At 56.1% G+C, this 22,079-nt stretch carries 20 protein-coding genes; 12 read left to right on the top strand and 8 right to left on the bottom strand.

The genetic code is table 11. From position 1 onward, the window contains the following. Nucleotides 1-24: 24 nt before the first annotated feature. A complete protein-coding gene (locus ACXIZX_RS24335; protein WP_479405396.1) occupies nucleotides 25-876 on the bottom strand; it encodes a DMT family transporter in 852 nt (283 codons plus the stop codon). A 143-nt stretch (nucleotides 877-1,019) separates the two neighbouring features. On the opposite strand from ACXIZX_RS24335, the gene ACXIZX_RS24330 reads away from it, so the two are divergent. Then, nucleotides 1,020-2,354, top strand: coding sequence for an aminotransferase-like domain-containing protein (locus ACXIZX_RS24330; protein WP_479405395.1), 1,335 nt, complete (start codon nucleotides 1,020-1,022; stop codon nucleotides 2,352-2,354). 18 nt (nucleotides 2,355-2,372) lie between these two features. Here ACXIZX_RS24330 and ACXIZX_RS24325 read toward each other — a convergent pair whose 3' ends face one another. The 3 genes from ACXIZX_RS24325 to ACXIZX_RS24315 form a co-directional block, all read right to left on the bottom strand. Continuing rightward, the gene (locus tag ACXIZX_RS24325; protein ID WP_479405303.1) at nucleotides 2,373-3,554 is read right to left on the bottom strand and encodes an NAD(P)/FAD-dependent oxidoreductase; all 1,182 of its coding nucleotides are present in this window, start codon (nucleotides 3,552-3,554) and stop codon (nucleotides 2,373-2,375) included. Between the two features lie 118 nt (nucleotides 3,555-3,672). After that, the gene (locus tag ACXIZX_RS24320) at nucleotides 3,673-4,614 is read right to left on the bottom strand and encodes a 2-hydroxyacid dehydrogenase (RefSeq protein WP_479405302.1); all 942 of its coding nucleotides are present in this window, start codon (nucleotides 4,612-4,614) and stop codon (nucleotides 3,673-3,675) included. Nucleotides 4,615-4,848: 234 nt separating this feature from the next. Next, a complete protein-coding gene (locus ACXIZX_RS24315) occupies nucleotides 4,849-5,310 on the bottom strand; it encodes a helix-turn-helix domain-containing protein (protein ID WP_479405394.1) in 462 nt (153 codons plus the stop codon). A 189-nt stretch (nucleotides 5,311-5,499) separates the two neighbouring features. On the opposite strand from ACXIZX_RS24315, the gene ACXIZX_RS24310 reads away from it, so the two are divergent. From ACXIZX_RS24310 to crtB, 5 genes are read left to right on the top strand one after another with little or no spacing between them, the layout of a single operon-like run. Beyond that, nucleotides 5,500-6,405 (top strand): polyprenyl synthetase family protein, encoded by a 906-nt coding sequence (locus ACXIZX_RS24310; protein ID WP_323271755.1) that lies wholly within the window; start codon nucleotides 5,500-5,502, stop codon nucleotides 6,403-6,405. A gap of 14 nt (nucleotides 6,406-6,419) precedes the next feature. Continuing rightward, a complete protein-coding gene (locus ACXIZX_RS24305; protein ID WP_479405301.1) occupies nucleotides 6,420-7,697 on the top strand; it encodes a glycosyltransferase in 1,278 nt (425 codons plus the stop codon). Beyond that, nucleotides 7,697-8,863: a lycopene beta-cyclase CrtY gene (gene crtY, locus ACXIZX_RS24300; RefSeq protein WP_479405300.1), complete on the top strand. Its 1,167-nt coding sequence runs from the start codon at nucleotides 7,697-7,699 to the stop codon at nucleotides 8,861-8,863. The genes ACXIZX_RS24305 and crtY overlap by 1 nt, the downstream gene beginning before the upstream one ends. Next, on the top strand, nucleotides 8,860-10,341 hold the full coding sequence (locus ACXIZX_RS24295; protein WP_479405299.1) for a phytoene desaturase: 1,482 nt from the start codon (nucleotides 8,860-8,862) through the stop codon (nucleotides 10,339-10,341). The genes crtY and ACXIZX_RS24295 overlap by 4 nt, the downstream gene beginning before the upstream one ends. Continuing rightward, nucleotides 10,338-11,267 (top strand): 15-cis-phytoene synthase CrtB, encoded by a 930-nt coding sequence (gene crtB, locus ACXIZX_RS24290; protein ID WP_479405298.1) that lies wholly within the window; start codon nucleotides 10,338-10,340, stop codon nucleotides 11,265-11,267. Before ACXIZX_RS24295 ends, crtB begins: the two co-directional genes overlap by 4 nt. On the opposite strand, the gene ACXIZX_RS24285 is transcribed toward crtB, so the two are convergent. Continuing rightward, on the bottom strand, nucleotides 11,206-11,739 hold the full coding sequence (locus ACXIZX_RS24285; protein WP_008108032.1) for a sterol desaturase family protein: 534 nt from the start codon (nucleotides 11,737-11,739) through the stop codon (nucleotides 11,206-11,208). The genes crtB and ACXIZX_RS24285 overlap by 62 nt on opposite strands. A 229-nt stretch (nucleotides 11,740-11,968) precedes the next feature. Here ACXIZX_RS24285 and ACXIZX_RS24280 point away from each other — a divergent pair, with 229 nt between their 5' ends. After that, nucleotides 11,969-13,159 (top strand): MFS transporter, encoded by a 1,191-nt coding sequence (locus ACXIZX_RS24280; protein ID WP_179452417.1) that lies wholly within the window; start codon nucleotides 11,969-11,971, stop codon nucleotides 13,157-13,159. Here the strand turns inward: ACXIZX_RS24280 and ACXIZX_RS24275 are convergent. The 3 genes from ACXIZX_RS24275 to ACXIZX_RS24265 all read right to left on the bottom strand — a co-directional run bounded on the left by ACXIZX_RS24275 (nucleotide 13,152) and on the right by ACXIZX_RS24265 (nucleotide 15,722). Next, on the bottom strand, nucleotides 13,152-13,496 hold the full coding sequence (locus ACXIZX_RS24275; RefSeq protein ID WP_110867017.1) for an ArsR/SmtB family transcription factor: 345 nt from the start codon (nucleotides 13,494-13,496) through the stop codon (nucleotides 13,152-13,154). The two genes, ACXIZX_RS24280 and ACXIZX_RS24275, sit on opposite strands and share 8 nt — an antisense overlap. A gap of 97 nt (nucleotides 13,497-13,593) precedes the next feature. Further along, on the bottom strand, nucleotides 13,594-14,535 hold the full coding sequence (locus ACXIZX_RS24270; RefSeq protein WP_479405297.1) for a sugar phosphate isomerase/epimerase family protein: 942 nt from the start codon (nucleotides 14,533-14,535) through the stop codon (nucleotides 13,594-13,596). Between the two features lie 8 nt (nucleotides 14,536-14,543). Then, entirely contained in the window at nucleotides 14,544-15,722 is a 1,179-nt protein-coding gene (locus ACXIZX_RS24265) for a Gfo/Idh/MocA family protein (RefSeq protein WP_008108027.1), read from the bottom strand. A 405-nt stretch (nucleotides 15,723-16,127) separates the two neighbouring features. Between ACXIZX_RS24265 and ACXIZX_RS24260 the strand changes: the two genes are divergently transcribed. The 5 genes from ACXIZX_RS24260 to ACXIZX_RS24240 all read left to right on the top strand — a co-directional run bounded on the left by ACXIZX_RS24260 (nucleotide 16,128) and on the right by ACXIZX_RS24240 (nucleotide 22,061). Then, on the top strand, nucleotides 16,128-17,141 hold the full coding sequence (locus ACXIZX_RS24260; protein ID WP_479405296.1) for a LacI family DNA-binding transcriptional regulator: 1,014 nt from the start codon (nucleotides 16,128-16,130) through the stop codon (nucleotides 17,139-17,141). Between the two features lie 17 nt (nucleotides 17,142-17,158). Continuing rightward, nucleotides 17,159-17,983: a sugar phosphate isomerase/epimerase family protein gene (locus tag ACXIZX_RS24255; protein ID WP_179452422.1), complete on the top strand. Its 825-nt coding sequence runs from the start codon at nucleotides 17,159-17,161 to the stop codon at nucleotides 17,981-17,983. Nucleotides 17,984-18,228: 245 nt separating this feature from the next. Continuing rightward, a complete protein-coding gene (locus ACXIZX_RS24250; RefSeq protein WP_479405295.1) occupies nucleotides 18,229-18,957 on the top strand; it encodes a gluconate 2-dehydrogenase subunit 3 family protein in 729 nt (242 codons plus the stop codon). 18 nt (nucleotides 18,958-18,975) lie between these two features. Then, nucleotides 18,976-20,745 carry a GMC family oxidoreductase gene (locus tag ACXIZX_RS24245; protein WP_479405294.1) on the top strand — a complete coding sequence of 590 codons (1,770 nt, stop codon included), beginning with the start codon at nucleotides 18,976-18,978 and terminating at the stop codon, nucleotides 20,743-20,745. Between the two features lie 2 nt (nucleotides 20,746-20,747). Further along, nucleotides 20,748-22,061 carry a c-type cytochrome gene (locus ACXIZX_RS24240; RefSeq protein WP_479405293.1) on the top strand — a complete coding sequence of 438 codons (1,314 nt, stop codon included), beginning with the start codon at nucleotides 20,748-20,750 and terminating at the stop codon, nucleotides 22,059-22,061. Nucleotides 22,062-22,079 lie beyond the last annotated feature (18 nt).

Genomic DNA, 22,079 nt, shown 5'->3' with positions numbered 1-22,079 from the left:
GCGGGCGGCCAATATGCATGAACATTAACGCGCAAATTTTCGCGAACCAATCACGCAGAGAATGACGCCAAGCGTGACAGCTATCATCAGCGGGCTGACGCTCTCGTGCAGCAACGAAGCAGACAGACCCAGTCCAAAAAATGGCTGAAGCAACTGCAGTTGCCCGACAGCGGCAATTCCACCGATAGCGAGCCCTTTGTACCAGAAGATAAAACCAATCAGCATGCTGAAAAGCGAGACATAGCCCAGCGCAAGCCAGGCTGAAGTGCTGATGTGGCTCAGGGATTCAGGCAAGGTCAAATATGACGCGATCAACATGAAAGGCAGTGAAATAATCAGTGCCCAACTAATAACTTGCCAGCCTCCCAGCTCACGTGAAAGTTTTGCCCCTTCGGCATAGCCCAGGCCACAGACGATCACTGATGCGAGCATAAGCAGATCGCCTTTGAGTGATACGGCGGCGAGATGAGAAAGCGCAAAGCCCATAACCAGCAAACTGCCGCAGAGGGAAAAGAGCCAGAAAGCGCGTCGCGGACGTTCACCACCACGAATGACGCCAAAGATGGCGGTTGCTAGCGGAAGCAACCCGAGGAAAACGATCGAATGTGACGAAGTTACGTGCTGCAATGCCATGGCGGTCAGCAACGGAAAACCGATCACCACGCCCATAGCGACGATCAAGAGCGAGAATAATTGGCTTGGATCAGGTCGCTTCACCTTAAACACGCAGATCAACATGAGCGCCAACACACCCGCTATCGACGCGCGGATAAAAGTCAGGAAAAACGGGTCGATGTCCTGAACGGCAATGCGTGTTGCTGGCAGCGATCCGCTGAAAATAATCACGCCCACCAGGCCGTTGAGCCAACCTGACATTGCCTCAGGACGCGTCTTTTGTATCACCACGTTAAACCTCTTTCAGTAGCTGAGTGAAGGTGACTATTTCCTTCATGAATTGACGCTACGGAGGATAAACGCCATGATCCAGAACAATCAAAATATTGTCATGGATACAATTGGTGAAAGCACGTTATAAGGATGTGGTTGACGAATATGCTGCGGCTATACGCAACGGCGAATTGTCTGCAGGCACGCGCCTGCCTACGCATCGCGCGTTGGCTGCGGAAAAACGGATCTCACTAGCAACCGCTACACGCGTCTACGCTGAACTTGAAGCCATCGGGCTGGTCAGCGGTGAAACCGGACGCGGGACTTTCGTCCGGGAAATTTCTTTGCCTCTTGGCCTTGGTGTCGATCAGCATGTGGTCGCAACCGATGTGGTGGACCTCAATTTCAATTATCCCGCATTGCCTGGTCAGGCCGATCTCCTGCGCGATGCCCTGCGCAATCTCTCCAATGCGGGGGATATCGAATCGCTGCTACGCTATCAGCCGCATGCCGGGAAAGAGAGCGACCGGCATACCATTGCATCATGGCTTAGCTCAACCGGGATCACGCCTTCGGCTGATGACGTTCTGATCGTCAATGGCGCTCAGCACGGCCTTGCCATAGCGGTGATGGGATTGCTAAAACCTGGCGATGTTGTGGCAGTAGACGCGTTGATTTATCCCGGCTTTAAGGCGCTGGCGGCGCTTTATCATCTTGAACTTGCCGCCATACCTGCTGGACCAGACGGTCCTGATTTCAATGCATTAAAACAGATTTGTCAGCGCAGGCGCGTCCGTGCGATTTATACCATGCCTACGTTGCACAACCCGCTTGGCTGGGTTCTGAGTGCTGCTCAGCGCAGAGAGCTCGCCCTGATTGCCCGAACCTTTGATCTTCTGGTGATTGAGGATGCCGCCTATGCTTATCTGGTGCCTCGTCCGCCGCCGCCAATGGCTTTTTATGCACCTGAAAGAACCCTCTATGTGACCGGCTTTGCGAAAAATATCGCTACCGGGTTGCGCGTCGGCGCCGTCGTCTGCCCCGCTGGCATGCGTGCAGCGCTTGAGCACGCTATTCGTGCCACTACGTGGAATACCCCTTCTCTGATGGTCTCGTTAGTGTGTGGCTGGATTAAGGATGGGACGATCAAACGCCTGGAAACACTGAAAAGACGGGATGCCCGTGAGCGCCAGTCGATCGCCCGGCAGATTCTTGCGCCCGAGGATTTTATCAGCCATCCCAACTCTTATTTTCTCTGGCTACCGTTGCCGTGCGAAGTCCGGGCTGAACGGGTGGTACAGCGTTTAATCCAGCAGCAGATCTCGGTATCTTCAGCTGAACCCTTCAGTACCTCAATCAATGTGCCGCATGCCATTCGTCTTGCGTTGGGATCGGTCAGCAAGGATAAACTGCGGCTTGCCGTGGCGGCGGTGAAAGAGACTATCGATTATGAAAGAGACCGGTAAAAACAGTGTCTCGCTGCGTTATTGCGCCGCCGGGAAATTACGCTTTATCGGCGCAAACTCTTCCACGCTTTTACCCAGCAGACGTTTCGGGCGAAAATCACTGAGCAGTTCACTTACTACATCGCTGACGAGCTCTTCAGCCACCAGCTTGCCAATCAATGGCGAAAGCGTGATGCCGCTGTGCGTCACCGCCACATAGACGCGCTGATGCGCAGTGACATAACCGATTGCCGGTAAACCATCAGCAGGTCGGGCACGTTGGCCTACAACGATTTGTTCAATTTGCAACTCGCCCGCATCCGCAAACAGCGCGTGATAACGCGCACGGAACTGCGCGGCGATATCACTGGTCTTCGACGGTGGCGCAGCTGAATCGGCCAGGTGATCCAGTTCTAACGCTTGCAGCAGCAAACGACCGCCGCCGTCCGGGCGTACGTTGAGTTGCGGAGAGATGAGATTGGCACTGAGCGACAGCGGCTGCGGCGCGGTGCGCACCAGAAAACTGCAGGCCACCGCGTTCGGTTTGCTGGTATCCAGCAACGCCAGATTGAGTCCGAGTGAATTCAGCAGCTGATTGGCCCAGCGTCCGGTAGCTAACACGATACGATCGCCCTGCCACTGCTCGCCGTCCTCAAGCTGCAGCGTAACCCGCTCAGCACTTTCGCTGATGCTTTTAATGCGCTGATGCTGATACAGCAGCGCGCCGCGCGCTTTCGCTTCGGACCATAAGCGCGCCAGATAGAGCGCCGGATGCAGCACCGATTCTGTCGGGAAGTGCCATACGCTGCCGCTAATGGCCTGCGCCCGTAGCTCCGGGATATCGCGCAAAACATCCGCTGGCGACACTTCACGCGCCGCATAACCGGCCGATTGCAGCGACGTCGCACGCTGCAGCAAACGTTGTTGCGCATCGCCCTCGGCGGCCCATTCCCATGTACCGCCGGTTTCCAGCCAGCGCAATCCATTCGGCTGCGCGTGCTGCAGTTTGAGATGCTCTTCCATCGAGAGCGCATTAAGCAGGTGATAACTTTGCGGCTGTTTGCCGTTGGAGTTCACCCAGGCAAACGTGGTGCTGCTGGTGCCCGCACCAATGTGTTGCTGTTCAAATACGGTAACTTCAACGCCCTGCAACGCTAAGGCGCGCGCCACCGCTAATCCGATAACGCCGCCGCCAATAATGGCAATTTTCTGTGCTGTCATAATGGGCTCCTGAATTAAGTGCCGCTATCATAACAGCCTGGCTGAGCGAAAATTGCTATTACTAAATAGGGATAATTTATCTGGATATAAGAATTTCATCTTACTCCGGATGCTTAAATTATACCGACGTTAGAATCTTCCCATCGGCGAAATAGGCCAGCAAATTCTCCAGCACATTATTGGTCATTTGCGCGCGCGTTTCATGAGTTGCACTGGCAATATGCGGCGTCAAAAGCACATTTTCCAGTTCACGTAGCGCGGGATTAATTTTTGGCTCATCCGGATAAACATCCAGCGCGGCACCTTTAATGGTTCCCTGCTGCAATGCCGCGATCAGGTCGGGTTCATGGATTACCGTGCCACGCGCAATGTTGATCACTACGCCCTGTTTGCCGAGCGCCGTGAGCACTTTGGCATTTACCAGCTGGAAATTCTCTTTGCTGCCCGGCAGGGCCAGCACCAGAAAATCGCTAAAGGCAGCAAGTTGCTCGATGTTGTCGCAGCGCTTATAGCTCACGTTTTTCGCCGAACGCGCGGTATACGCCACCTCCATGCCAAAAGCTTCGGCACGGCGCGCAATCGCTAAGCCAATCGCGCCCAATCCGGCGATACCGATTCTTTTTCCGCTGGCGCGGCTGGAGAGCTCAACGCCGTTATTTTCCCATGCACCGGATTTTGCAAACTGATGGTAAGCCACCAAATTACGCGAGAACGCCAGCGTTAACGTCAGCGCCAAATCGGCGACATCGTCGGTCAGAATATCGCGGGTGATGCTGACCTGAATATCGTGTGCGGTCGTGTATTTAAGGTCGATACGATCGGTGCCGACGCCGAATACGGCAATCGCTTTACACGCTGGCAATTGTTCCAGCAGTGCAGTTTCAACCCCGACATCGCCACGCGTGACGATGGCTTTGATTGCTTTACCATGCTGCTGAATAAATTGCGCTGCGTCTTGCTGCTCATATAAGCGATGGCAGTGGAAATGTTGCGTGAGCTTTTCATCTAACTGAGGCATGACCGGCTGAATAATCAGTACGGCAGGTTTGGTATTCGTCATTATATTGTCCATTAGCGGTATTTATTTACCACCAGCCTAACGGAGTTATTTATGTTACGGCGTTGCTGTTACTTATTTCGCTAATAAGATCACGCTGAAATAAATGCCAAGTAGCAGCATAGCGATTCAATCGTTGCTAAATGAGAAAACGAAACTTGTCTAATGCGCTTACTGTCATCGGTAAACCTTGCCGTAATAGCGAGTCCAGTACAACCGCATAAGGTGAATGGTTCATCAGTAGAAATTGAGATCCCGTCCCTGGTCGGCCAATTCCTGCATTGCCTCATTACTCTCTTGCGCACGTTTATCTTTGAATTGCATAAGATCAGCAAAAAGCACTCGACGATGGCGACCAGTTTTATGGTAGGGAAGCTGACCTTGCTCTAACAGTTTCACCAGATGTGGGCGTGAAACGTTCAAAATATTCGCCGCTTCCTGCGTAGTTAATTCTGCGTGTACAGGAACAACCTGAACCGCATTTCCCACCGCCAACTCACCTAAAACAGCCATCAGTAGTGTCAGAGCTGACGTTGGCAGTTCAATCTGATGCGTTTCGTTGTCTGCATCCTGAATGGTTATTTTTTGTGTTTCCTGCTTGGTGGATAGATACGTTGCGAGCTCCCTCTGTCCGCGCAAAGCGGCCTCAATCTCCTTCGGAGCCGGAAGGCTCAAGCTATCCAGAATTGAGTTTTTCATGCGTTTTCCAATTAATTGTTTGTGGTTGCTAATTGCAGTCACAGAATAATAATCGCAATAAACGAAACAATCAACATTCGAAATAAACGAAACGCAGATTAACCACACGGCCCTTGCTGGCGAACTCACCTTACGCAGTCTACGGTTAATCAAAAAGCATAAAAAATTCACCAACCATGGATAGCCATTATGACCACCCATGTCGACACCACAGCACATCAAACAAGCGAACTCCTTCAGCTGCAGCAAATTTTACAGGCGCATCTCGAACATTTACTGCCTGCCGGACAGCAAAGCGATCGCGTGCGTGCCGCGATGCGTGCCGGTACGCTGGCGCAGGGCAAGCGCATCCGTCCTTTATTACTGCTGCTGGCAGCGCGCGATATGGGTTGCGAGCTGACGCAAAATGGCGTTCTCGATCTCGCCTGTGCAGTGGAAATGGTACATGCGGCATCGCTGATTCTGGATGACATTCCCTCGATGGATAACGCGCAGATGCGTCGTGGTCGCCCTACCGTGCATCGCGAATTTGGTGAAAACGTGGCGATTCTTGCTGCCATCGCGCTGCTGAGCCGCGCATTTGAAGTGATTGCCATTGCACCCGGTTTGCCTGCCATGCATAAATCTGAAGCGATTGCCGAACTCTCTGCTGCCGTCGGCTTGCAGGGCTTGGTGCAAGGGCAGTTCCAGGATCTGCACGACGGCGCGCAGAGCCGCAGTCCAGAAGCGATCGCCCTGACCAATGAACTGAAAACCAGCGTGCTGTTTCGCGCCACGCTGCAAATGGCGGCGATTGCCGCTGATGCTTCACCGCAGGTGCGGCAACGTCTTAGCTTCTTCGCCCAGGATCTGGGCCAGGCGTTTCAGCTGCTCGACGACCTCGCCGACGGTTGCAAACACACCGGTAAAGATGTGCATCAGGATCAGGGCAAATCCACGCTGGTACAGATGCTCGGTGCTGACGGCGCGGAACGTCGCTTACGCGATCACCTGCGTAGCGCCGATGCACACCTTGCCTGCGCCTGCCATCGCGGCATCGCCACTCGCCAATATATGCACGCGCTGTTTAATCAACAGCTAGCGATGTTCAACTGAGCGCGGCTCCGCCGGTGGGCCACTTTGCGGTGATCGCGCCGCCGCTTTATAGCCACTTTCACGCGTTGCAGGCGTTAGCACAAACGTTGCTGGCGCGTGGCCATCGCATCACCTTCATCCAGCAAGCCGATGCCCGCACCTTGCTCAGCGACGAACGCATTGATTTTGTTGCCGTCGGCCAGCAGACGCATCCGGCCGGATCGCTGGCGCCCGTGTTGCATCGGCTGGCTTCGCCGGGCGGCCTGTCGCTGTTTCGCGTGATCGACGATCTCGCGTCCTGCACCGATATGCTGTGCCGCGAACTGCCTGCGGTGCTGAAAGCGTTGAACATCGATGGCGTGATCGCCGATGAGATGGAAGCGGCGGGCGGATTGGTTGCTGAAGCGCTGCATCTGCCGTTTGTCTCGGTGGCCTGCGCCTTGCCGGTCAATCGTGAAGCCGGGATTCCGCTGGCGGTGATGCCCTTCCGTTTTGCACAGGATGAGAAAGCGCTGAAACGTTTTCAGGCCAGCAGCGATATTTATGATCGCATCATGCGTCGTCACGGCGACGTGATCCTCAAACACGCGCGGGCGTTTAATTTGACGGAGCGGCGCGGATTACATCAGTGCCTATCGCCGCTGGCACAAATCAGTCAAATGGTGCCGGCCTTTGATTTTCCGCGTCAGCAACTGCCCGCCTGCTATCACGCCGTGGGGCCACTGCGCGTCCCGGTTGCGCCTGCGCCGCTCAATGCGCCCTGGCCGGCGCTGCGCCAGCCGGTGATTTATGCCTCGCTGGGAACACTGCAAGGCCATCGATTCCGGCTGTTTCTGCATCTGGCGCAGGCGTGCCGCCAGCAGCGGCTGTCGTTGGTGATCGCCCATTGCGGGGGATTGAACACCGAACAGGCGCATCAGCTGGAGCTCGCTGGCGCGGCGTGGGTGACGGATTTCGTCGATCAACGCGCCGCCCTGCAGCACGCCCAGCTGTTTATCACCCATGCTGGATTGAACAGCGCGCTGGAAGCACTGGAATGCGGCACGCCGATGCTGGCGCTGCCGATTGCTTTTGATCAGCCTGGCGTGGCGGCGCGTATTGAGTGGCATGGAGTTGGTCGCCGCGCATCACGCTTTAGCCGCGTTCATCAACTGGAGCAACATCTGCAACAATTGCTGACCGACAATCGTTACGCGCTACGGATGTCAGCGATACAGGCACAACTGCAGCGCGCAGGCGGTTGCCAGCGCGCGGCTGACATCGTCGAGCAGGCGCTGTGTCAGCAGCAAGTTGTGCTGGCGGAGGCGACCTGATGCGCTCGCAATATGATGTGATTTTGGTCGGTGCCGGACTAGCGAATGGCTTGATTGCGCTGCGCCTGCGTCAACTGCAGCCGCAGCTGAAATGCCTGTTGCTGGAGAGCGACGCGCATCCGGCAGGCAATCATACCTGGTCGTTTCATTACAGCGATCTCAGCGCCGAACAGCTGCGCTGGCTGCAACCGCTGATTACCGTGCGTTGGTCAGGTTATCAGGTGCGTTTTCCTGCGCTGCGCCGCAATCTGGACGGGGATTATTGTTCCATCGCATCAGGCGATTTTGCCCGCCATCTTTACGCGGCGATGGGTGACGATCTGTGGACAAACACAGCCGTACAACAGGTAAAACCCACGCAGGTGACGCTGGCGGATGGCCGTGAACTTGCTGCGCAAGTGGTGATTGATGGTCGCGGCCTGCAGCCGACGCCGCATCTGCAGCTGGGTTATCAGGTGTTTCTGGGACAAGAGTGGCAGCTGGCGCAGCCGCACGGCCTGCAACAGCCGATCCTGATGGATGCCACCGTCGATCAGCAAGCGGGCTATCGGTTTGTTTACACGCTGCCGCTCAGCGCCGATCGGCTATTGATTGAAGATACCCATTACGTTAACCAGCCCACGCTGGCGGAGAACACCGCTCGTCAGCACATCGCCGACTATGCCAATCAGCAAGGCTGGCGGCTTAGCACGCTGCTGCGTGAAGAGCATGGCATTTTGCCGATTACCCTGAGCGGCGATATCGATCGATTCTGGCAACAGCAGCGCGGCCAACCGTGCAGCGGCCTGCGCGCCGGACTGTTTCACGCCACCACCGGTTACTCCTTGCCGTCCGCCGTGGCGCTGGCGGAGTTAGTAGTAGCGCTGTTGCCCACCGATGCCAGTACGCTCAGCCAACACATCGAACGCTTTGCCCGTCAGCAGTGGCGCGAGCAGCGATTTTTCCGTCTGCTAAACCGCATGCTGTTTTTGGCCGGCAAGCCGCAGCAGCGCTGGCGCGTGATGCAACGCTTTTACCGGCTTGATGCCGGGTTAATTAGCCGCTTTTACGCCGGGCAACTGCGCCTGCGCGATAAAACGCGGATTCTGTGCGGCAAGCCGCCGGTGCCCATCGGTGAAGCGCTGCGCGCGCTGTTGAATTCTGTCGAACCAGGGAAGAAAAAATGAAACGCACTTATGTGATTGGCGCAGGCTTTGGCGGCCTTGCGCTGGCGATTCGCCTGCAAGCGGCAGGCATACCAACCACTTTACTCGAGCAACGCGACAAACCGGGCGGACGCGCCTATGTGTTTGAGGATAGCGGCTTTACCTTCGATGCCGGGCCAACGGTGATCACCGATCCCAGCGCCATCAAAGAGTTGTTCACGCTGGCGGGAAAATCGCTAAGCGATTACGTCGAGCTGATGCCGGTCACGCCCTTCTATCGCCTGTGCTGGGAAGATGGCAAACAGCTCGATTATGACAACAATCAGCCGCTGCTGGAGCAGCAGATCGCCACGTTCAATCCTCAAGACGTTGAAGGCTATCGTCAGTTTCTCGCCTATTCGCGCGAAGTGTTTAAAGAGGGTTATCTGAAACTCGGCACGGTGCCGTTTCTGCAGGTGCGTGACATGCTGCGCGTCGCGCCGCAGTTGGGACGTCTGCAAGCATGGCGTAGCGTCTACAGCATGGTGGCGAAGTTTATTCAGGACGATCATCTGCGCCAGGCGTTTTCCTTTCACTCATTGCTGGTGGGCGGTAATCCTTTTGCAACGTCATCGATCTATACCTTAATTCATGCGCTGGAACGTGAATGGGGCGTGTGGTTTCCGCGCGGCGGCACCGGCGCGTTGGTGCAGGGCATGGCGCGACTGTTTGAGGACCTGGGCGGCGAGCTGTTACTGAATGCCGAAGTGAGCCAGCTGGAAACCAGCGGTAATCGCATTAGCGGCGTTCAGTTAGAGGACGGACGACGCTTCGATGCCGCCGCTGTGGCCTCCAATGCCGACGTGGTGCATACCTACGACAAACTGCTGCGCCATCATCCGCTGGCAATGAAACGTGCGACATCGCTGAAGCGTAAGCGTATGAGCAACTCGCTGTTTGTGCTCTATTTTGGCCTTAATCAGCCGCATGAACAGCTCGCGCACCACACCGTCTGTTTCGGTCCGCGCTATCGAGAGTTGATCGATGAGATTTTTAACAGCAACCAGCTGGCAGAAGATTTTTCACTTTACCTGCACGCGCCCTGCAGCAGCGATCCGTCGCTGGCACCGCCCGGCTGCGGCAGCTTTTATGTGTTAGCGCCGGTGCCGCATCTCGGCACCGCTGACATCGACTGGCAACAGGAAGGACCGCGCTTGCGCGATCGAATTTTTGCTTATCTGGAGCAGCACTACATGCCGGGATTACGTCAGCAATTAGTGACACACAGAATGTTTACCCCGTTTGATTTTCGCGACACGCTGCATGCCCATCACGGCTCGGCGTTTTCGCTGGAACCGATTTTAACGCAAAGCGCCTGGTTCCGACCGCATAACCGCGATGCCGATATCAGCAATCTCTATCTGGTGGGTGCGGGTACGCATCCAGGCGCGGGCGTGCCCGGCGTGATTGGTTCGGCCAAGGCCACCGCCAGGCTGATGCTGGAGGATCGCGCCGAATGAATCGACAGCCTTTACTTGAGCAAGTAACGCAAACCATGGCGGTCGGCTCGAAGAGTTTCGCCACCGCCGCCAAGCTGTTTGATGCACCGACGCGCCGTAGCACGCTGATGCTCTATGCCTGGTGTCGTCACTGCGACGATGTGATTGATGGGCAAACGCTGGGCGAAGGCGGCACGCAGCATGCTGTGGAAGACGCGCAGGCACGCATGCAGCATCTGCAGATTGAAACCCGTCGCGCCTACAGCGGCGCGCACATGGATGAACCGGCGTTTAAGGCGTTTCAGGAAGTGGCGATCATCCATCAGCTGCCGCAGCAACTGGCGTTTGATCATCTGGAAGGCTTCGCCATGGATGCACGCGACGAACACTATGCCAGCTTCGATGATACGCTGCGCTACTGCTATCACGTCGCGGGCGTGGTCGGTTTGATGATGGCACGCGTGATGGGCGTGCGCGACGAAGCGGTGCTCGATCACGCCTGCGATTTAGGACTGGCGTTCCAGCTCACTAACATTGCGCGCGATATCGTTGAAGATGCCGAAAATGGCCGCTGCTATCTGCCACAAACCTGGCTCGATCAGGCGGGATTACGCGCCGATACGCTGACAGCGCCGCAACATCGCGCGGCGCTCGCCACACTGGCAGCGCGTTTAGTGACGGAAGCGGAACCCTATTATCACTCGGCGCGATCCGGCTTACCGGGCTTGCCGCTGCGCTCGGCGTGGGCCATCGCTACGGCTCGCGGCGTTTATCGCGAAATTGGCGTCAAAGTTCAGCACGCCGGTGTGCACGCCTGGGATTCACGGCAGCGCACCAGTAAAGGTGAAAAACTGGCGCTGCTGGTGAAAGGGGCTGGTTTGGCCATCACTTCGCGTGTGGCTCGTCCTGAACCGCGTCCGGCTGGTCTGTGGCAGCGTCCTCGTTGATTTTTCGCCCATGGCGCTGGCGCAGCGTGGCTTGCAGCTTATTCAGCGGTGGCGCGTAGAGAAAACCAAATGACACGCAGCCTTCACGCCCGCGCACCGCATGATGCATGCGGTGCGCCATGTATAAGCGCTTAAGATAGCCTTTGCGCGGGATATAGCGGAACGGCCAGCGTTGATGCACCAGGCCATCGTGCACCATGAAGTAGAGCGCACCGTAAGTCGTCATTCCGGCACCAATCCACTGCAGCGGCCACATGCCTTGCACACCGACATAAATCAGCACAATCGCCAGTACCGCAAACACCACCGCATAAAGATCGTTGAGCTCAAACTTACCGCTGTGCGGTTCATGGTGCGACAAATGCCAGCCCCATCCCCAACCGTGCATGATGTATTTATGCGACAGCGCCGCGACGATTTCCATCACCACCACGGTTGCCAATAAAATAAGCACGTTCCATAACCAGAGCATTGTTCGTCCATTTGTGGAAAAGGGAAATACTAAAGGTGGACGCGGATGAGCGATGGCGCAAGCGACAAATTTAATATGACCGCACTCGATAATCCGTCGACTTTACATCTCCCCACTCACTCGTTAGTATTGCCCTCCTTTCAGCGGTCAATCGCCGCTGCGTAAGCGTTAACGTCAACCAACGCACCATAAGCAGACTCGGTCTGCCTCATTGCTATGGTGCGAAAATATGACCCATACCGCGTTATCTGCGAATCCTGCTCTGCGTCGTTCTGGTTTTTTCCTGTTCTTACTGCTGCTGACAGCGGCCAACTTGCGCACGCCTATTACCGCGGTCGGCCCGGTGCTGGAAAACATCAGGCTGACGTTTGGCTTGAGCGCCAGCGCGGCGGGCGTGATCAACTTCTTGCCGCTGTTGATGTTCGCTACCTTAGCGCCACCTGCAGCCTGGTTCGGCAACCGTTTTGGTCTTGAGCGCAGTTTATGGGGCGCATTGCTGCTCATCACGCTGGGATCGATTCTGCGTATCAGCGGCAGTGAATATGCGTTGTGGGCGGGAACCATCATCCTGAGCTCGGGGATTGCGGCGGCCAACGTGCTTCTGCCGCCGCTGATTAAGCGGGATTTCACCGAACACACCGCGCGATATGTTGGCTTGTACGCGATGACCATGGCAATAACCGCCAGCATTGCGTCGGGCGTGGTGGTGCCGCTGGCAGAGCTGAGCAGCGCGGGCTGGCGACTCTCATTAGCAGTGTGGCTGGTTCCGGCGATCGTCGCGCTGTTAGCCTGGCTGCCGTATCTTAAGAAGCCTGCGTCTCAGGCAAAAAACAGTGCCAACAGTACATCAACGCGCTCACCGTGGCGCGCGGCCTTAGGCTGGCAGGTTTCGCTGTTTATGGCCTGCCAGTCGCTGGTGTTTTACACCCTGATTGGTTGGTTCACGCCTTTCGCGCAAGACAGCGGCATTAGCCAGCTGGAAGCGGGCGGCATGCTGTTTGTCTATCAGATTGTGGCCATCGTTTCGAATCTGGCCTGCATGAGTGCACTGAAGAAAATGCGCGATCAGCGGGCGATTGGTTTTCTCGCCTCGCTGTCGATTTTTGTCGCTGTCGCCGGACTGTTAATTGCACCGAATTATGCGCTGCTGTGGCTGATCCTGGCGGGATTAGGCGCTGGCGCATCGATGGTGATTTGCCTGTCACTGTTTAATCTGCGCACCCATGATCATTTGCAGGCGTCGAAATTGTCGGGCATGGCGCAATGCGTCGGTTACGGATTAGCGGCGCTGGGCCCGCTCTGTTTTGGTCTGCTGCATGATGTCAGCGGCAACTGGCAGTGGCCGCTGGTGCTGCTGTTGGTGATTGCGGCACTACAGATGGTTGTGGCTACGCTGGCTGGGCGGGCGCGGGTTATTTAACCTGGAAGTCATCCAGCGTGGTGCGGGTCAAGGGATCTTGCTGAGTGGCGCTTAACAGCGAATCGAGCAAACCCGGAAAACGAGCGTCGAGATCGTCGCGTCGCAGCGACAACAGATTTTCACGTCCTGAGGGTTTCTGCCAGATAATGCCGCCCTCGCGCAGCACGCGCCAGTGATGAGTTAAGGTGGATTTGGAGACGCCTTTCAGCAGCGATCCGCAGGTGTGTTCGCCGCCGTCCGCCAGAATGCTGATCACCGTCATACGCATCGGATTGCCCAACGCCGCCAGCACATTCTCTAGCCTGATTTCGTCGCGCTGTGGGTGGTTTTCCAGCATGGCGTGCCTCTTAATAGTGGGTAGAACCACGAATTATCCGGCAGGCAAGGCTCGATGTACAGAACACGGCGAGCGGTTGCCCGCCGTGGATTTGACATTACTGGCTAATGGTTTGCTTAAGCGCCGCAATCGAGGAGGTCACGCCCGCTTCCACCGACATGGTGAGATCTTCCATCTCCAGCGATACCCAATCGTTGTAGCCCATCATGCGTACCACCGAGAAGAACTCTTTCCACCACTGCAGATCCTGGCCGCAACCGACGGCAACATAGTTCCACGCGCGGTTCGCGACATCTTCCACCGGCTTGGTTTCCAGCAGACCGTTGATGTCCACCAGCCCGCGCTCCAGACGCACATCTTTGCCGTGGCAGTGATGAATCGCCGGGCCAAGCGCGCGCGCGGCGGCAATCGGGTCCGCGCCCATCCACAGCAGATGGCTGGGATCAAGGTTCAGGCCGACCATATCACCGACCGCGTCGCGCAGGCGGAACAAGGTTTCCGGATTCCACACCAGCATCGAACTGAAATTCTCCAGCGCAAACTTCTCCACGCCGCTGTTTTTGGCGCGCTGCACCAGCCCTTGCCAGTAAGGGATCGCCACTTCATTCCACTGATAATCGAGGCAGTTTTTCAGCGTCGGCGGCCAGCTCACGGTGTAAGTGATCCAGTTTGGAATGGTGTCGTGCGGGCTGGCAGGCGGCAGGCCGCTCATCATCACGATTTTTTTCACGCCCAGTTCACCGGCCAGCGCCAGCGCGTTTTCGGTATCACGCTTGTGCTTGCTGCCCAATTCGCCCGGATCGAGCGGATTACCCGACACGTTCAGCGCCGCAATCGACATGCCGCGACTCTCCAGCGCTTGCAGCAGCTGTTGACGCTGCGTGGCACTCGCCAGCAATTCTTCGGTACGCAGATGCGGTGCCGGTGACCAGCCGCCGGTCGTCATCTCAACACCGTTAACACCGAGTTCCAGCAATTTATCCAGCATCTGTTCAAACGGCAGATGACCGAGGCTATCGGTACAAAACGAAAGTTTCATGGCAATCCTTATTCGTAGTTAACCCAGCTCGCGCCGTTGTCCGCAGAACGCACGCAGTTTTCAATCCAGCGCACACCTTCAATCCCGGCGTTGATATCGGGATAGATCAGGTTATCGAGGGTTTTTTGGTCGCCCTGTTGAGTAGCGTGAATGGCGATGGCAAATTTCAGATAGATGTTGGCCCAGGATTCCGCCAGACCTTCAGTATGCAGCGCGCCCAAACGTTCATCCGCCAGAGCGCTTTCATGCAGATACGGCATGCCGTGATGCATGATCTGATTCGGTTGGCCCTGCACTTCATATTTCAACTCGCCAGGGTTGTAGTCGCTCCACTCCAGACTAGCGCGTGAACCAATCACGCGAATGCTTTGGCTGTCCATCGAACCGGCATTAATGGATGAGGCCCACATGCGCCCTACTGCGCCATTGTCGTAATGCATCAGCACCATGGCGTTATCTTCCAGCGGCGCACGCGACGGAATAAAGCTCTGGCGATCGCACAGCAGTGATTTCACTTTCAGCTCTGGCAGCACCAGCTGTGAGATGTAGAAGGTGTGAGTAGAGATATCGCCGAGCACAAACGACGGACCGGCAATCTTAGGGTCGACGCGCCATTTTTGCGCTTCGCTGAATTTGTCGGCGCTGTCATTAGCGCTGAAGCCGTGGGTGTATTGCAGCTCCACCATGCGCACATCACCAATTTCGCCATTGGCGATCATCGCCCGCATCTGCATCAACAGCGGATGGCCAGAGAAACCGTAAGTTACGCCGACAATCAGCCCTTTTGCCGCCGCGAGGGCTTTGATTTCCAGCGCTTCGGCGGTGGTGAAGAACAGCGGTTTTTCACAAATCACGTGAATACCGGCATTCAGCGCCGCTTTGGTGATCTCAAAATGGGTGCCGTTTGGCGTGGCGATGGACACCACTTCAACTCCATCCTCACGCTTCGCCTCTTCGGCCAGCAGCTGCTGATAAGTGGCGTAGCAGCGATCCGCATCGAGTCCTAAGTTGACGCCGAAATCGCGGCCGCGCTCGGCATCGATATCAAAGGCGCTGGCAACCATCTGATACGCCGTGTTATCACGCAGCGCACCGCAACGATGTTTATAACCAACCTGGCTGAGACGACCGCCGCCGATCATGGCCCAGCGCAGTGGGCGTGGAATACTCTTTTCACCGATGAGCATAACAACTCCTGTTTATTTTGCACCCGAGTGCAAAATGGTTTGAGGTAAGATGTTGGGTATTGTTTTTCTGATATTTTACTTTTTGCTACCGGGTGCAAAACGAGCCACTCAGGTGAGCCTTTAATGATGTTTCTTGCTTTGTGGTGAGCAAAATGTCGGCGAAGACGGCTTTTTAGTCAATCTGCCAAAGTGCAAATCAGCGAAAGCGATCACAAAAAGTTAATGAAATGCACCCGATTGCAAAAAACGTTGCAATCGGGTGCAAAGATCAAACATAATCGCAACATCATAAAAACAGGGTTAATTGTCGCGCTTTACGCCAAATGCGTGCGCTTAGGTGTTTATTTTCCGTTGGGTTTCACGTTCAATGCTGGGGGTCTCCGCTTTTTCCCCTATGCAGGTGCTATGAGTAAACCAACCGCAAAATCCCACAAAGCCACCGCCAGCGATGTGGCAAGACTGGCTGGCGTCTCGAAATGGACGGTGTCGCGTGCCTTTACGCCCGGCGCGTCCATTTCCGAGAAAGCGCGCGAACGCGTCATCGCCATTGCCACCGAGTTAGGTTATCGCCCTAACCTGCTGGCGCGCAGCCTGTCGCAGAAAAAGACTCAGATTATTGGCGTGGTGATCGACGAGCTAAAAAATCCGCACTCGATGCTGATGCTCGACACTGTCACCCGCCAGCTGCAGCAGCGCGGCTACATGGCGCTGCTGCTGAATATTGGTAGCGGTGAAAACTACCGTGCGGTGCTGTCGCTGGCCGATCAGCTGCAGGTCGATGGCATGTTGTTTCTCGGTACGGTGCTGAGTGATGAACTGATCGCCGTGGCGCGTGAAATGCACCACATTCCGCTGGTGCAGGTGTGTCGTAACAACGACGAACCCGGCATTGAAGTGGTCAATGTCGACGGATTGCAGGCGGGTAAACAGCTGGGTGAACTGCTGCTGGCGCAAGGTTATACGCGCATCGGATACATGATGGGCCCGGCCACCAGCAGCCATCACACGCTGCGTTTAGAGGGTTTGCAACTTGCGCTCAACGAAGCTGGCTTAGCGCTTGAAGTCCTGCTCACCGCCGGTGAATACGCCCGCGAACGCAGCTACGACGTGTTGACCGACTATCTCAACGCACAAGCGCCCGATCAGCGGATAGAAGCGCTGTTTTGCGAAAACGATGTGCTGGCGCTCGGCGCGCTGGCGGCACTGCGCGAAGGTGCAGGCAACAAATTTATGGCGGTGGTGGGTTTCGATGACATCGACGAAGCCAGCTTGCCCGGCTGGCAGCTCACCACTTTCAGCCAACGTATTGATTTGATCGTCACTGAAGCCCTGAACCGGCTGATTGATGAACGTGCCACTCCGGGTGGCGTTTGGTCTCAGGGAGAATTGCGTATTCGACGCTCTCACCTGAAGCCGTGAGGTAACAAGGAGGAGAGATGAAGTTGTCGTTGCATGGCGTGTCTGTTTGGTACAGCAATGCCGTCACTCAGTTACGCATCGCCCATGAGACAGGCTTTAGTGGGCTGGAAATCCTGCCAGAACATCTGTATCGCTATCTGGAAAACGGTGGCAGCTATGCTGCCTACCGCGAGCTGATGGCGAAATACAGCGTCGATATTACCTGTATCAATGCGCTGAAACGCATTGGTCGCCATGAGCCGCAAGCGCGCGCTGAACTGCTGCGCGAAGCGGAAAAAATCTGCCAGGCTGCGGTGGAGCTGCGTTGTCCGGTAGTGCAAATCATGGCGCTGACCGAACTCGATCACCTGTCCGCTGCCGAACGTGATGCCATCCTGCTGGAGAATATCTCCGCCATCGCCGATATCGGCGCACCGCACGGCATCAAATTCCAGATTGAAGTCGTCGCCTTCACCGCGTTCAATTCGCTGCAACACGCGCTTGATCTGATTAAACAGAGCGGCAAAGACAACCTCGGCGTGGTGGTGGATTTCTGGCACCTGCATGCTGGCGGCGGCACCACGCCTGCCGAAGTGGCGCGCATGGATAAAGATCTGATTTACGGCGTGCATTTCTGCGATGGTCGCGCAGCTAAACCGGGCGAAGCCTGGGATGAGTGGGTACAACGCGACTATGCGCCGGGCGAAGGCGACGTGGATATTGCCGCCTGGGTGGCGGCGGTAAAAGCTACAGGTTACGACGGCGTTTGGTCACCGGAACTCTTAAGCCCGCAAAACTGGGAAGACGATCTGTGGGATATTTCCCGCCACTGCTATGAAGATATGAATAAATATATTCATTAACATAAAGGGCGCCCGATAAACGGGTTTCTCGCGAATACGGTCACCATAAATGGCGACCCTACAACATATTCCGTAGGGTCGCCATTTATGGTGACCTTATATTAACCTACCTCTGAAAAAATAATAACGAACGCAGATTCGTCGCTAGCGCCTGCGCGCTATTTAGCGCGATGTCATTGCGTCTGAAATATCTGAACGTCGTGCTCTGTCAATATTCATGTCTTGAAGATTAAGGGATAAGAAGTATGAACCGAAGAGAAGCGCTCTTTTCGCTCAGTGGAATTGTGGCATCCCTCGCCGTCGCGCCGCAACTGCGGGCGAAAGAGCTGCACAATGTCCCGCTGGAAACCAAACTCAGCCCCGATCACCTGCCGCAACCCGCATGGCAAGACGGTTATCAGGTGCTCACTAATCCGCTGGATCGCCAGAATCTGGCCGCCATTTTTGATCGTCTGATCCCCGCCGATGACCTTGGCCCGTCCGCCAGTGAAGCAGGCGCAATTGAGTTCCTCGATAACCAGTTAGCCGGAGATTATGGCTCCGGCGCGGCGCTCTATTTGCAGGCGCCGCTGCATCCGGAAAATGAAGCGGCGTTGATGGGCAGCCCGCAATTTCTCACGCCACCGAAAGCGCGCTATTTAACCGGCTTAACCGCGCTGGAAAAGTGGGCGCAGCAACAGCATCAGGCTTCATTGCATACCTTATCAGCTGAACAGATCGATATATTCCTGATAGCAATGGAAGACGGCAAGATCGATTTAGGAAAAGACGTGAATAGCCAGGCGCTGTTTGAATTAATGCTACAAAACGCGCGCGAAAGCTATTTAGCGGATCCGATTTATGGCGGAAATAAAAATATGGTGGGCTGGAAAATGATCGGTTTTCCTGGCGCACGTTATGACTATCGCCCTTATATCGAACGCCGCAACGAAAATCTGGCGCTCATTCCCGTCAGTCTGATTCCTAACGATTAAATAGCCGGAGCTGAGTCAATGTCATTAGTAAGAAATAAAGCTGACGTGGTCATCGTCGGCTTAGGTTGGGCCGGTTCGGTGATGGCGGAAGAGCTAACCCGCGCGGGACTCAACGTGGTCGCCATTGAGCGCGGCGCCTGGCGCGATACCTCGACCGATTTTCCGGTCGCCATTGACGCCGATGAACTGCGCTTCCACACGCGCCGCAAAATCCTGCAACCGATGAGCGTGGAAACCACCACCTTCCGCAACCGCAGCGATCAGCTTGCGGCGCCGGTGCGTAACTGGTCGGCGTTTCAGTTTGGCTGGAACGTCGGCGGTGCTGGCACGCACTGGGCGGGCATGTCATGGCGCTTTACGCCGTGGGATTTTGAAGTAGCGAAGCAAACCCGTGAACGCTACGGCGCGCAGAAGATGCAGGGTTTGCAGTTGCAGGATTGGGGCGTGACCTACGACGAAATGGCACCGTTCTACGATCGCTTCGAGCGTATTGCGGGGACTTCCGGCATCGCGGGCAATCTCAACGGCCAGCCGCAAGCAGGCGGCAATATCTTTGAAGGCCCACGTTCGCGTGACTATCCTACCCCGCCGCTGAAAGATACGCATTGGATGAGCAAGTACCGCAAAACCACCGAGAATATGGGTTATCACCCGTTCACGGTGCCTGCCGGTAACCTGTCGCAAGCCTATGTGAATCCGCTCGGCGTCAGCATGGGTCCGTGTACGTATTGCGGCTTCTGCGACTTCCACGGCTGCGGCAACTTCTCCAAATCATCCCCGCAAGCCTGCATTCTGCCGGTGCTGATGCGCCGTCCAAACTTCACGCTGCTGACCGAAACTGAAGTGCTGCACGCCGTGAAGCATGACGACGGTAAAACAGTAAAAGGCGTGAAATTCATTACCCAGGATGGCGTGGAAGGTTTCCAGCCGGCGGATATTGTCTGCATCACCGCTTATCAGATGGATAACGTGCGCCTGATGCTGCTCTCCGGCGTGGGCGAGCAATACAATCCGCTGACCGGTCGCGGCACCATTGGCCGTAACTACAACTATCAAACCTGCTCCAGCGTCACCGGCTTCTTCGATAACGAATACATGAATCCGTTCATCGGCGGCGGCGCATTGGCGGTGCAGATTGATGACTTCAACGGCGATAATTTCGACCACAGCGATCTCGATTTCATCGGCGGCGCGGGCATTATGGGCTTCTCCACCAACGGTCGTCCGATTCAGAACATGAACGGCCTGCGTCCCGGCACCAAACGCTGGGGCAGCGAGTGGAAAGCGGGCTACAAGCGCGATTACCAAACCGCTGGCACCATCTTCTGCCAGGGTACCTCGATGCCGATGCGCGAAGCCTATCTCGATCTCGATCCCAACTACAAAGACCGTCACGGCCAGCCGCTGATCCGCACCACGTTCGACTGGAACCAGAACGATGTGCGCATGGCGAAGTACGTCACCGATCGCGCCATCAACATCATGAAAGAGACCGGCGGACAGCATATCGTGGTGGATAACCAGGCGGAGAAGAGTTGGAATCCGTACCAGCAGCATAGCTCGCACACCATTGGTGGCGCGGTGATGGGTGCCGATCCCAGCACCTCGGCGCTTAATCCGTATCTGCAAAGCTGGGATGCGCACAACCTGTTTGTGGTCGGTGCATCCGCCTTCCCGAACAACGGAGGTTATAACCCCACCATCACCATTGGTGCGCTGGCGGTGCGCGCCGCGCAGGCGATCCACCAGAAGTACATCAATAATCCGGCACCGCTGGTGGGGGCGTAATCATGGCGAAAGCAAAGAAAATTACCTACACGCTCGCCGCACTGGCGGTAATTGCGGGCATCGCGGCGTCGGGCCGTTTGTGGGTGGTGTTAGACAGCGCGCGCTCCAACGTTGCCGACAACAAGGTGCAGCTGGCCGATTTCCATAGCAACGACGATGCCGCCATCAAACGCGGTGAGTACGTGATGCGCCTCGCCGACTGCGCCGCCTGTCATAATGCGGACTTCTCCGGCGGCTACAAAATCGATACGCCCTTTGGCGCGTTGCAGACCTCGAACATATCGCCGGATCGTGAAACCGGCATCGGTAACATGACCGAGCGCGATTTCTTCAACGCGGTGCGTCAGGGACGCGGCGAACACGGCTTCCTTTATCCGGCGATGCCGTACACCGCTTACACCCAAATGAGCGATGGCGATATGCACGATCTTTGGGCCTACTTCTCGGCGCAAAAACCGGTGCACAACGCCATCGATGAGAATGCGGGCATGAATTTCCCGTATAACATTCGTCTGGCGATGGCCGGCTGGAACCTGTTGTTCTTCGATAACAACGCGTTCAAGCCACAAACTGCGCAGAATGACGAGTGGAATCGCGGCAAATACATCGTTGATGGCCCGGCGCACTGTAGCGTTTGTCACACCGCGCGCAACGCGCTGGGCGGCGAAATCAGTAGCCAGTACCTGCAAGGCGGCAACTTAGGAAGCTGGTACGCGCCGGATATCACGCCAAATCCTCACGCTGGCATTGGCAAATGGAGCGATGAGCAGATTGCTGACTACCTTAAAACCGGCTCTAACGGCGAAAGCGTGGCGGCGGGTCCAATGGCGGAAGCGGTTGAGCACTCCACGCAGTACTTCAACGATGTCGATTTGCACTCTATCGCCACTTATCTGCGCAGCTTACCAGCCTCTTCCACGCCGAAATCCGCCGGGTTTGTGATGGATAAAACCCGTCACGATCAGGCGGCACTGCGCTATGAAGTGGATTGCTCGGCGTGTCACGGTTTGTCGGGTGAAGGTATCACCGGCATGGTGCCCGCCTTTGCCGGCAATGGCGCGATGCAGAACGATCCCACCAACATGATCCACGCGCTGCTGGACGGTGCCCGCGCGCCGCACACCGAAGGTCGCCCAACGTCCGCAGGCATGCCAGCATTTTCCTGGAAACTTAACGATCAGGAGATGGCGGATGTGCTGAACTACGTGAGGAATTCGTGGGGAAATCAGGCTGCAGAAGTGAAGGCCAGCCAGGTCGCCGATCTGCGCAAAGTCACCGGCGCAGGCGATAAGCTGAAAGTCCCGGCAATGAAATAGCGTTTGTTCACCGTAGGG

The organism is Candidatus Pantoea symbiotica, assembly GCF_056491525.1.
The sequence above is the reverse complement of the archived record's forward strand: the minus strand, read 5'-3'. Positions and strand labels throughout refer to the sequence as shown.